The 10,849-nt window shown below is 61.7% G+C and carries 8 protein-coding genes and 3 pseudogenes; 6 read left to right on the forward strand and 5 right to left on the reverse strand.

The features are described 5' to 3' along the window. Positions 1–1,605 (reverse strand): benzoate-CoA ligase family protein, encoded by a 1,605-nt coding sequence (locus tag KPG66_RS14770; protein WP_237071291.1) that lies wholly within the window; start codon positions 1,603–1,605, stop codon positions 1–3. A gap of 114 nt (positions 1,606–1,719) precedes the next feature. Continuing rightward, positions 1,720–2,187 carry a DUF4863 family protein gene (locus tag KPG66_RS14775; protein ID WP_237071350.1) on the reverse strand — a complete coding sequence of 156 codons (468 nt, stop codon included), beginning with the start codon at positions 2,185–2,187 and terminating at the stop codon, positions 1,720–1,722. 223 nt (positions 2,188–2,410) lie between these two features. On the opposite strand from KPG66_RS14775, the gene KPG66_RS14780 reads away from it, so the two are divergent. From KPG66_RS14780 to boxA, 4 genes are all read left to right on the forward strand, one after another. After that, positions 2,411–3,331, forward strand: a complete 921-nt coding sequence (locus tag KPG66_RS14780; protein ID WP_237071351.1) for a helix-turn-helix transcriptional regulator — start codon at positions 2,411–2,413, stop codon at positions 3,329–3,331. Positions 3,332–3,451: 120 nt separating this feature from the next. Next, complete coding sequence (boxC, locus tag KPG66_RS14785; protein WP_237071292.1) at positions 3,452–5,122, forward strand: 2,3-epoxybenzoyl-CoA dihydrolase; 1,671 nt, start codon at positions 3,452–3,454, stop codon at positions 5,120–5,122. A 50-nt stretch (positions 5,123–5,172) separates the two neighbouring features. Beyond that, positions 5,173–6,600, forward strand: a complete 1,428-nt coding sequence (boxB, locus tag KPG66_RS14790) for a benzoyl-CoA 2,3-epoxidase subunit BoxB (RefSeq protein ID WP_237071293.1) — start codon at positions 5,173–5,175, stop codon at positions 6,598–6,600. Between the two features lie 22 nt (positions 6,601–6,622). After that, the gene (gene boxA / locus KPG66_RS14795) at positions 6,623–7,843 is read left to right on the forward strand and encodes a benzoyl-CoA 2,3-epoxidase subunit BoxA (protein ID WP_013428443.1); all 1,221 of its coding nucleotides are present in this window, start codon (positions 6,623–6,625) and stop codon (positions 7,841–7,843) included. Between the two features lie 116 nt (positions 7,844–7,959). On the opposite strand, the gene KPG66_RS14800 is transcribed toward boxA, so the two are convergent. Next, on the reverse strand, positions 7,960–8,163 hold the full coding sequence (locus KPG66_RS14800) for a hypothetical protein (RefSeq protein ID WP_041754678.1): 204 nt from the start codon (positions 8,161–8,163) through the stop codon (positions 7,960–7,962). 95 nt (positions 8,164–8,258) lie between these two features. Between KPG66_RS14800 and livG the strand changes: the two are divergent. Together livG and KPG66_RS14810 are read left to right on the forward strand one after the other, a co-directional pair. Next, positions 8,259–8,441, forward strand: a pseudogene (gene livG, locus KPG66_RS14805) (high-affinity branched-chain amino acid ABC transporter ATP-binding protein LivG); the annotation flags it as partial. Then, a pseudogene (locus KPG66_RS14810) lies at positions 8,429–8,596 on the forward strand (branched-chain amino acid ABC transporter ATP-binding protein); the annotation flags it as partial. The pseudogenes livG and KPG66_RS14810, both read left to right, overlap by 13 nt. A gap of 66 nt (positions 8,597–8,662) precedes the next feature. Here the strand turns inward: KPG66_RS14810 and KPG66_RS14815 are convergent. After that, entirely contained in the window at positions 8,663–9,064 is a 402-nt protein-coding gene (locus tag KPG66_RS14815) for a GreA/GreB family elongation factor (RefSeq protein WP_041754681.1), read from the reverse strand. Between the two features lie 553 nt (positions 9,065–9,617). Continuing rightward, positions 9,618–10,125, reverse strand: a pseudogene (locus KPG66_RS14820) (transposase); the annotation flags it as partial. Positions 10,126–10,849: the final 724 nt, after the last annotated feature.

Below are 10,849 nucleotides of genomic sequence, written 5' to 3' on the forward strand. Positions count from 1 at the left end.
TCAGGATTGTGCTCGCAACTTGAAGCGTTGGATTTTACCTGTCGCGGTCTTCGGCAACTCGTCGACGAATACGATTTCGCGCGGACACTTGTGTGGCGCGAGCCGTTGCTTGGCGAATGCTCGGATCTCATCGGCCAGCGCATCCGACGCACTCACGTGAGCCTTGAGCACGACAAACGCGTACGCCTTCAGCAAACCGTCGCGCTCGACGCCGACGACGGCGGCCTCCAGCACCGCCTCATGATGCGCCAGCGACATCTCGACCTCAACGGGTGAGACGTACTGGCCGCTGACCTTGAACATGTCGTCGCTGCGGCCCGCGTACACATAGCGGCCGTTGGACTGACGGCGGAATTTGTCGCCGCTGCGCAACCAATCGCCCAGGAACGTCGTACGGGACTTTTCGCGGTTGCACCAATACATCAGCGCCGCGCTGGGGCCCTTAATGAACAGGTCGCCGATCTCGCCGTCCGCGACGGGCGCGCCGGTCTCGTCGCGTAGTTCGACCTCGTAGCCAGGTACCGGCGTGCCGGTGGTGCCATACTCGACGTCGCCCGGCCGATTCGACAGGAAAATATGCAGCATTTCCGTCGAGCCGATGCCATCGAGGATCTCGCAGCCGAAGTGTGCGCTGAATCGCTCGCCGACCGCCTTGGGCAGCGCTTCGCCGGCGGACGTGCAGAGGCGCAGCGCAACCTGCTCGCGTCTGGGCAGGCGCGCACAGGCAAGCATGCTTGCGTACAGTGTGGGCACGCCGTAGAAGATTGTGGCGCGATGCCGTACGAGCCGTGCGAACACCGCCTTTGCGCTGGGGCGTTCGGCCATCAGCACGGTGGTTGCGCCGACCGAGAGTGGAAAGGTCAGCGCGTTGCCCAATCCGTAGGCGAAGAACAGCTTGGCCGCCGAGAACACGACATCATGCTCGTTGATGGCCAGCACCGACTTGCCATACAGTTCTGCGGTCCAGTACAGGTTGGCGTGAGTATGCACGGTGCCCTTCGGCTTGCCGGTCGAACCGGACGAATAGAGCCAGAACGCGATGTCGTCGCGGCTACTGCGGATCGGCTCGGCCATGGGCATCGCGGTGTCCAGCAAGTGTTGCAACGTAGGCGCAGTATTGTGGTGAGACGCTGGCATCGCACCGTGGTCGACGCCGCTGATAATGAGCTCGCATGAATCGGCCTGTGCTTGGTCCAGTGCTGGCAGGACGGCGGGCAGCAGTGACGCGGAAGCAATCACGATGCGTGCGCGGCTGTGCGCGATCATGTACGCATATTCGCTTGGGCCGAGCAGCGTGTTGGCAATGACCGGGACCACACCGGCATAAAGTGCGCCGAGGAACGCGATGGGCAACTCGACGGTGTCCAGCATCACCAGCAAAATCCGCTCTTCCGGCCGCACCCTTCGTGCACGCATGATGCTCGCGAAGCGGCGTGCATGCTCCTGCAACGCCCCATAAGTGAGTGTGCCGGCGTCGTCGATGTAGGCCAATCGCTGCGCGCGCTGGCGATTCAGCTCGAACAGATGCGTGGCGAAGTTAAACTGGGCCGGCGGCGAGCTGGCCGAAATCGTCGCGCCAGCGTGGGACTCCATTAAGGCTTGCATTTTTCCTCCGACAATGACGCGAAAGGGGGCCATGACACGCCAGCGCGCAAGCACGCGCACGGCAGGTGTGCGTGTGGTGGACCGCCGCGCATGCCGTGCAGCCTGGTATGTTGATCAGGCGGGGGAGAATTCGATTGCGCCGTGGGGTAGCAGATACATCACCAGCGCGCGGCCGTTCGAGACCGTTGGCCGATGCGCGCTGCCGGGATCGTAGACGCACCAGCCGGCAGCGTGGCCGTCAAACGTTGCGTTCGGCGTGAGCGGCATGATCAAGTCGATCTCGCCGTGCGGATGGACGTGATGTGGGCCGGCCACGTCGGCCATGTCGACGACGTCGCCGGAGAAGCCGCCAATGCTGGCGTCGGGTTTGAAAATCCGGCCATAACGGATGCCCGCGTGTTCGCGGTTGCACATCCAACCCTGTGAGACACCGGCCCGACAGGCTTGCGCCAACTCGCGGTATTCGGTGCTCTCTGGCGACCAGCGGGTATTGAGCCAGTCGGCCAGCGCGCCGTCAAGTTCACGTCCGACCAACGGTTCCGTTACACGCGCGATCATGCGGTGAAAGTCTTGTGGCGACATGTGGGCCTCCGGGTTAGCGTTGTGGGCGTCGGTCAGCGGCGTCGGTATGCCGCCGTGATGCGATGCCGGTGGCTGGCCACGGTTATCATTCAATACGATGGGGATGAAATTAGTCGTTGAGCATGCTGTTGTCAAGCAATATAGTGCATATATAGTGACAGGGTGACAAAAGTGGCTGAAGATGAAGCACAGTGATACATCGCGGCGGCTTGCCGACTCGCCCATGGAGTACAGTCCCGAGTCGCCCGCCAACGACGGCTCGCTCGCCGGACGTGATCCGCGCGATCCGTTCCTGACCGCCATGGGCGAGCGCGTGCGACTGCTGCGGGCACGACGCGGGATGACGCGCAAGAGCCTGGCGGCTGAAACCGGCCTGTCGGAGCGGCATCTAGCGAATTTAGAGTCCGGCGTCGGTAACGCTTCAGTGCTGGTACTGCGCCAGATCGCGCTGGCCTTGAATTGCCCGCTCGCGGAAGTGATCGGCGACGAGACCACGTCGTCGGCCGAATGGCTGTTGATTCGCCAGTTGCTGCACGGGCGCGATCCGGCGTCACTACAACGCGCACGCATGGCGCTCGCTGACCTGTTCGAGCAGACGCAGCGCGACCCCGACCGGAATCACAGGATCGCGCTGATCGGCTTGCGGGGCGCCGGTAAGTCCACGCTTGGCCGGATGCTGGCGCAAGAGCGCAAGGTGCCGTTTGTCGAACTCAACCGGGTGATCGAGCAGCTAGCTGGGTGCTCCCCGTCCGAAATTCACTCGCTATATGGCGCTAACGCGTACCGGCGCTACGAGCATCGCGCGCTGGAGGCGGTGATTGCCGAACACCCGCGCGCGGTGATCGCGACAACGGGCGGCCTCGTGTCGGAGCCGGCCACGTTCAACATGCTGCTCGCTCATTGCTTTACGGTATGGCTGCAAGCCAGCCCGGATGAACATATGCGTCGCGTCATCGCCCAAGGTGATCTGCGTCCAATGTCCGGCAGCAGCGAGGCCATGGAAGATTTAAAGCGGATCCTGGCGGGGCGCGGCGAATTGTACGGCCGGGCCGACCTGAATTTCGATACCAGTGATAAGACGTTGGCCGATGCTTATTTGCAGTTGCGCGATCGGCTGGCCGTGCGGTTGGCGGCGGATAATTAATTTATGAGTCTGAATGTCAACCAAAATATGAAATAAAATTCATTAATCGTCTTTGAGGTGGCGTTGACATGCACTATTATTCAAATAAACAATCGTGTACTGCCTTATTCGGAGACGCCTATGGCCACGCTGGAACCCGCTGCTGCCCCCGTCGACTTTCGTACTGATCCGTCGCACTACAAGCATTGGAAACTGCGCTTCGACGGTTCGGTGGCGACGTTGGCACTCGATGTGGACGAGGGGGGTGGCATTCGCAGCGGCTATAAGCTCAAGCTCAATTCCTATGATCTGGGCGTGGACATCGAACTGCACGATGCATTGCAGCGTATCCGCTTTGAGCATCCCGAGGTATGTGCTGTTGTGGTCACGAGCAGCAAAGCGCGGGTGTTTAGCGCCGGCGCGAACATTTTCATGCTTGGCATGTCGTCGCATGCGTGGAAGGTCAACTTCTGCAAGTTCACGAATGAAACCCGCAACAGCATCGAGGATGCATCGCGCCATTCGGGGCTGAAGTTTTTGGCTGCCGTGAATGGCGCGTGCGTCGGTGGAGGCTACGAGCTTGCGATGGCTTGCGATGAGATCTGGCTGATCGATGACCGGACATCGTCTGTCGCGTTGCCGGAGGTGCCGCTGCTTGGCGTGCTGCCCGGCACCGGCGGCCTCACGCGGCTCACCGATAAACGCAAGGTCAGACACGACCGGGCCGATTTGTTCTGCACTGTGGTGGAGGGTATTCGAGGCGAGCGCGCGAAACAATGGCGGCTGGTCGACGAGGTGGTCAAGCCCAGCCAGTTTGCGCAGGCGGTCCAGGCGCGCGCGCTCGAACTGGCAGCACAAAGCGATCGTCCCGGCGACGCGCGGGGCGTCGCATTGACCCCAATCGAGTGCAGCACCCGCGACGACGGCATCGTGTACCAGACGCTCGAGGTCAGGCTAGATCGGGCCGCGCGCACCGCGACGTTGACCGCGAAGGCGCCGTGTGGGCCGCAGCCCGCGGACCTCGATGCGATCGTTGCGACCGGGGCCAACTGGTGGCCGCTGCGGTTCGGCCGCGAATTGGATGATGCGATCCTGTCGCTGCGCACGAACGAAGGCGAGATCGGCACGTGGGTTCTTAGAACATCGGGCGATGCGCAGGCCGTGCTTGACGTCGATGCTGCGCTTATAAGCCATCGTGATCATTGGTTCGTGCGCGAGACGATTGGCTTGCTGCGTCGTGCGCTGGCGCGCATCGACGTGTCGTCGCGATCATTGTTCGCGCTGATTGAATCCGGGTCATGCTTTGCCGGCACACTCGCTGAACTCGCGTTCGCGGCGGACCGTTCATACATGCAGGCGCTGCCGGGCAGTCCGTCGCGGCAGCCGGCAATCGTGCTGTCCGAGGCCAATTTCGGCCTATACCCGATGGTCACGCAGCAGTCGCGGCTGGCGCGGCGCTTCTACGGTGACGACGCGCTGCTCGAGGCGCTGCGCGACAAGTTCGGCATACCGGTCGATCCGCTGCAGGCGGAACGACTGGGTCTGGTCACCGCCGCGCCCGACGACCTAGACTGGCCCGATGAGATCCGCATCGCGCTCGAGGAGCGCGCCGCGATGTCGCCGGATGCGTTGACTGGTCTGGAAGCCAACCTGCGCTTCAACGGTCCGGAAACAATGGAGTCGCGGATCTTCGGACGCCTCAGTGCATGGCAGAACTGGATTTTCAATCGCCCGAATGCGGCCGGCGACAAAGGCGCGTTGAAGGTTTATGGCGAGGGCGTCAAGCCTCAATTCGATGTCGCTCGCGTTTAAGGCGAGTTGCTGGCGCACGCATGCAACGTTTTTCGATCAAGGAATCGATCATGTCTTCGATCAATTACAGCGACAAGATTCCCAATAACGTCAACCTGGCCGATGACCGCATGCTGCAGCGCGCGCTCGAGCAGTGGCAACCGAATTTCTTGTCGTGGTGGAATGATATGGGACCATCTGGCAGTCAGCTTGACGACGTCTACCTGCGCACCGCGGTGAGCGTCGAGCCCGGCGGCTGGGCACATTTCGATTACGTCAGGATGCCAGATTACCGGTGGGGCATCTTTCTGGCGCCCGGCGAGCCCGATCGTAAGATTCAATTCGGCGAGTACCGCGGCGAGGCAGTGTGGCAGGACGTGCCTGGCGAGCATCGCGCGAAACTGCGGCGCATCATCGTTACGCAGGGCGATACCGAGCCCGCGTCAGTCGAGCAGCAGCGGCACCTCGGGCTGACCGCGCCGTCGCTGTACGATTTGCGCAACCTGTTTCAGGTCAACGTCGAGGAAGGCCGTCACCTGTGGGCGATGGTGTACCTGCTGCACCGCTATTTTGGCCGCGACGGCCGCGAGGAAGCGCAGGCGCTGCTGGAGCGCCACTCCGGCGACGAAAACCATCCCCGCATTCTGGGCGCGTTCAACGAACGCACACCGGACTGGCTAGCGTTTTTCATGTTTACGTACTTCACCGATCGCGACGGTAAGTTTCAACTGTCGGCGCTGGCCGAATCGGGCTTCGATCCGCTGGCTCGCACTACCCGCTTTATGCTGACGGAGGAGGCGCACCATATGTTCGTCGGTGAGTCTGGCGTGTCGCGAGTAATTCAGCGCACCGCTCAGGTCATGAACGCGTTGTGCACAGACGATGTGAGTGCGCTGCGGGCGGCGGGCGTGATCGACTTGCCGACGATCCAGCGCTACCTGAATTTCCATTACTCAGTGACCATCGACTTGTTCGGCGCAGACCAGTCATCCAATGCCGCGACGTTCTACTCATTGGGCCTGAAGGGGCGTTTTGGGGAGAGCAAGCGGGACGACGATCATCGGCTCGATACACAGCGCTACTGGCTGCTCGACGTGCGCGACGGTCAACTGGTCGAGCGCGAAGTGCCGATGCTTAACGCGATGAACGAAGTGCTACGTGACGACTATATCAAGGACTCGATAGCCGGCGTTAACCGTTGGAATAAGGCGTTGGAGAAGGCGGGCATTGAATCTAGACTAAGCGTGCCGCACAAGGCATTCAACCGCAGGATCGGCTCGTTTGCCGGCGTGCGCGTGTCGCCGCACGGTCGGGTGATCGACGAAGCCGAATGGGCGGCCAACCAGGCAAGTTGGCTGCCGACGCCGGAAGATCGCGCGTTCGTGGCCTCGCTAATGGGCCGCGTAGTCGAGCCGGGTCGGTTCGCAAACTGGATCGCGCCGCCGGCGATGGGCATTAACCGGCAGCCCATCGACTTCCAATATGTCAGGTTCAATTGACCGCTGACATGCGCCGGCGCCAATGGCTATGCTGAATCAACACTTGATCGATCCGCAGGTCTGCATCCGTTGCAACACGTGCGAGGAGACGTGCCCGAATGATGCGATCACGCACGATGCGAACAACTACGTCGTGAACGCGCAGGTTTGCAATGGCTGCATGGCGTGCGTGCCGCCGTGTCCGACCGGCGCGATCGACAATTGGCACCAAGTGCTCGAGGCCGATGCGTACAGTATCGACGCCCAGCTTGCCTGGGAAGAACTCCCGCCCCGACAGTCGCCCGCCCAGCAGGGTGCCGGCGTGGGCGTCGCGAGCGCCCTGCACCGGCCGGAGCACTTGGCGGTCAGCAGCAGCGACGTACTGCGGGGCGCCAGCGTGGCGCCGGGGTCGGCGGCTAGACCGCATGTGAATTTGTATACGTGCGATGCGCCCGCTACGGCAATCGTGGCGGACAATTATCGCTTGACGGACGAGTCTGCCGACAGTGCCATCCATCACATCGTGCTGGACTTTGGCGCGACGCTCTTCCCCGTACTCGAAGGCCAATCGATCGGTGTCGTGCCGCCGGGCGCCGCGCCCAACGGCAGGCCGCACCACGCGCGCCAATATTCGCTGGCCAACCCGCGTGACGGAGAGCGGCGCGGTTACAACAATGTATCGCTCACGGTCAAGCGTGTGACTTGCGACCACGAGGGCAACCCTGCCCTCGGCGTGTGTTCGAATTACTTGTGCGACCTGCGCAAAGGTGACCGGGTTGCGGTGATCGGTCCGTTCGGCAGTACGTTCCTGATGCCAAACCATCCCGGTTCACACCTGTTGATGATCTGCACCGGCACGGGTGCCGCGCCGATGCGCGCGATGACCGAATATCGCCGCCGACATCGGGGCGATGGCGCGAGCGGCCGGTTGATGCTGTTCTTTGGCGCGCGCACGCCGCAGGAGTTGCCGTATTTTGGGCCACTGACGACCCTACCGAAAGACTTTATCGATGCCGAGCTCGCGTTCTCACGCATGCCCGGGCGGCCAAAGCGGTACGTGCAGGATGCGCTGCGCGAACGAGCGGCCGACGTGGGGCCATGGCTGGCGGACCGCAATACCCATGTCTATGTGTGCGGGCTGAAGGGAATGGAAGAAGGGGTACTGCTCGCACTCAGGGATATTGCGCAGTGTTATGGATTGGATTGGCAACGGGTGTGGGCTGACCTCAGACGTGAAGGGCGCCTCCATTTGGAGACCTACTGATCGGCGGCGGATCGCGCTACGTTAGCGCCAAGTTCATCCCCGGCAAGGCGTTCAAGGACGCGGTGAGCGCCGCGTGACGCCGTGCCGCGCGCAGGCATGTTGCCCTGCGCTCGATGTCAAAACAGCTGCCTGCCCAGGCTGGACAGGCTGATCCATTTGACCGTGCTTATCAGCGTCCGCCCCGTTTCATCGATCGATTCGATCATCGCGCGCTGTCCGCGGGCTTCGGCGACGACGCGCACGATCCGTTGTCGATAGCGCATCAGCGCGCCGATGGGGGGACATTCGATGTTCTTTCGTCTTTTGACGGGCTTGGGCATACGGGCGAGGACGCGAGTAGGCAAACGCGGCCGGGATTATCGCACGAAGGCGGGCGGACGTTGTCGCCCGCAGCGGCGGCAGCCTCGATCCGCACCGCGGGCTGGTGCGCACATGCCAGAACATCCGACTGTTCAAGTCGTTGGCCGTGATCGAGAACCTGCTAGCCGCGCAGCACCGGTTGACTCAAAGCGGGCTATTGCGCGGGTTGCTGGCCACGCCGGTATATCGGCGCGTGGAACGCGATGCACTAAAGCGTGCGGCGCGCTTCGCGACGAGGGCGTGACGGTGTTTCTGGTCGAGCAGAACGCGAACAAGGCACTGCAGGTGGCCGATCGCGGCTCCGTAGTGGAAACCGGCCGCGTGATGCTGGCCGATACCGGCGCGAATTTGCTGGCTAACGAACGCGTTAAAAGCGCGTACCTGGGTGGCTGACCGGGGGCACGCCCGCGGCCACACCCGACGGCATGGCTGCGCCGTCGGGCCGGCGCGGCCACGGCGTCAAAGCCGATAGTCGCCAGCCGCCTCGGGCTGGAATACGATCTGCTCGACCTTGAGCGTTTGCGGTGCCCCGCTGGGGGGCGTCACGCGCAACTCGTCGCCCGGCGTTGCGCCGAGCAGCGCGAGGCCGACCGGCGAGAACACGTTCAACCGTCCCTGTGAGAAGTCGGCGTTCGGTGGGTAGACGACGGTCCACGTCATGCGTTCGCCGGACGACGGATTCGACAGCGTCACAGTCGAATTCATCGTAACGACGCTCGGGTCGATGTCGGTGGCTTCGACCACGGCCGCGCGCTCGAGCAGGGCATCGAGCATCGTCTGGTAGCCGGATTGCGGGCTCGCTTGTGCCGCATGGCGCTCGAGTCGGCTGACGTCGGTTTCTGTCAGATAGCAGGTCTTCATCTTGTTTCTCCAACGCAACGAAAAGTCAAATGGTTGGGTGTGCCCGGTACCCGCCCAGGCAGCGGCTGAAACAAGGGGCCGCTTAGTGCGAGTGCCGGGCCAATGAAAGCGGTGCCGCGGCGATGTATCGGAGCAGGTTGATACCAGGTCGGTCCGTTCGGATCGCGCGCGCCGCTGCCGCCGCACGCATGGCGTGGCGACGTCGCAACGGCACTGGGAACAGGAACGCGCGCATGGCGGGTCTCAACCGGAGAACGGGGAATGAAGAAAACAACACGATGCTATCACAGCGTGCCGTATCAGGTAGCCCGGATGCGGTATTGTTACGCGTGCGCGTCGCGATGCGGCGACATTGCGCGCATGATAGTTGGCGCCCCGCGTCCGGCTCCGTATTGCGCTTGCGTACGGACTAGCGAGGATGACTCGCATGGGCATGGGGTTGAAGTGGCCGGCGCGTGGGGGCAGGATACCGCGTTCATGGCATCGCACGTCGGCGGGAGTGCTGCGATCGCGATGCTGGTCAATGCAAGCGCGCTGCTCGTGGTCGGTATCGATCTCGAATCATGCCTATGATGCTGCGACTGCCAGCACAGCTTCGGCTCTCGACGAACAGCTCGTGCACGCGGCAGCGCAGCGCCATGCGCGCGACATTAACGCGCTGGGCACGCTCCCGGTGTGCATACAGGCAGGAGCGCGATACGTCGAATACCGCACAAATCAGCCCGACCGATTCGCTTCTACAGATCTGATCGATTACCTCGTGCGTTCGATGCCTTCCGACATCAAGCGTGCGGTAGCTTTTTTAAAATGGCTTTTTCTCGCTCGAGGCGTTCGATGCGCGCCTCAAGTTCCTGGATGCGTTGCTGATCCGGCGTGATGGTCTTGCCGTGCGGCGTGATGCCCTGACGTTCCAGTTGAACGTGTTGCACGCAGCGACGCAGCACGGACTCGCCGACGCCGACCGAGCGGCTCGCCTCCCTATGGCTATAGCTCTGATCCAGCACCAGACAGGCCGCCTGCTGTTTGAACTGGGGGGGAAATGAACGACGTTGCTTGGTCATCAGACACCTCTTCGTGGTGAATATTCTCGCCTAAATTAGTGTCCGGGTTCATTAGACCACTACAGTCTCAGCTAAGAGCGTGCCAAACCTTGCGGATAGGTTAGCACAGTGGCGAACCGCAATGGCTTGCCTTCCGCTGTTTGTTGCAAATTTCGGCTTTATCGTTTCATTTGTTCAAGACCTGTCGTTTTAAGCAAAGATAATAGGCTTGAGTGCATCATAGCGAGTGCTTTACAGTCTTTCAACCAGGCGCTAAGCGTTGCAATGACCTCAATCTTTGTAGCGGCTCCTGACAGTTGGGTGCAGTGCTTGCGAGACGTCAAGCAGTTAACGTTGTGCTGATTAATCAGCGAACGGTGCGTTGCTGTAGCCGTATGGCTAAAAAAGTAATATCTGGAGGGAGAAATGAAGCAGTACCCCAGTACTGAACCCAATGACGCCGCGCCAGTGCGGTGCGGTTGCTTGCCCTATTCTTTTGACTGTCTTGCTTGGCCGACTGCAATGCCAATTCGCGCACAGCCTCACGCGTGTGATGCTCAGCGTCTTCGCTAAAGCTTGGCATAAATTGGTCATGGCGTGATCAATGGCCAATCAAGCGACACGAACGACACACCGACGCGTGCCGATAGGTGGCCCTGATCGCCGCAGTGAATGACTAAAAATTGCACGCGACGTGTCATCAAAGCCGTCGTGGTTCCTGAAGAGCAACGATAGATTCTTGGTA

It is taken from the genome of Mycetohabitans sp. B2 (genome assembly GCF_021733735.1).
Classification (GTDB): Bacteria; Pseudomonadota; Gammaproteobacteria; order Burkholderiales; family Burkholderiaceae; genus Mycetohabitans; species Mycetohabitans rhizoxinica.